Annotated in this window: 2 tRNA genes; both read left to right on the forward strand. The window is 38.2% G+C overall.

The features are described from left to right. Positions 1 to 52: 52 nt before the first annotated feature. A tRNA-Gly gene (locus tag CHRY9293_RS18500) sits at positions 53 to 125 on the forward strand. A gap of 41 nt (positions 126 to 166) precedes the next feature. Continuing rightward, positions 167 to 238 (forward strand) — tRNA-Thr (locus tag CHRY9293_RS18505). Positions 239 to 642: the final 404 nt, after the last annotated feature.

Below are 642 nucleotides of genomic sequence, written 5' to 3' on the forward strand. Positions count from 1 at the left end.
GGATTTTTCCTAAGTTTGCACAGCGTTTACCAATAGTTTTGGAAACAAAATTGCGGAAGTAGCTCAGTTGGTAGAGCGTCAGCCTTCCAAGCTGAATGTCGCGGGTTCGACCCCCGTCTTCCGCTCAAAGAAAATCACGCTATATAGTGTGATTTTTTTGCTTCAAGCCGATATAGCTCAGGGGTAGAGCGCTTCCTTGGTAAGGAAGAGGTCTCGGGTTCAAATCCCGATATTGGCTCAATTGGAAAACCGTTCCTACATTAGGTTTTTCGAGTTTTTGAATAGCTTCGACAATGGTAGAAAATAATTGATGTCAACATCAAGGTCAACATTAAAATCTACCAAAATGAAAAAAGAATTAATTAAACTTGCCAACGGTTGTGAGAGAACCGAAGTTTACATTTCTCCGAAAAATTATAAAACTTTTACAAGTAAATCCAAAATTCCAAAACAATGGTTTGTTGAGTGTCGTTTCTATGATCCTAAAAAAGAGAATGAATACCCTAAGGGGTTTCAATGGATCAGGCGCAAAAGTTGGGGGCTATGCAAAAAGTTTGGATAATCTGAATAAGAAAAAGGTTCTGTCTTTTACCCCTCTTAGTTGCAATCTAAAGTTTTTGATTTTCGCATTAAAAGACTCTG

This window comes from Chryseobacterium potabilaquae, assembly GCF_902728265.1.
GTDB lineage: Bacteria > Bacteroidota > Bacteroidia > Flavobacteriales > Weeksellaceae > Chryseobacterium > Chryseobacterium potabilaquae.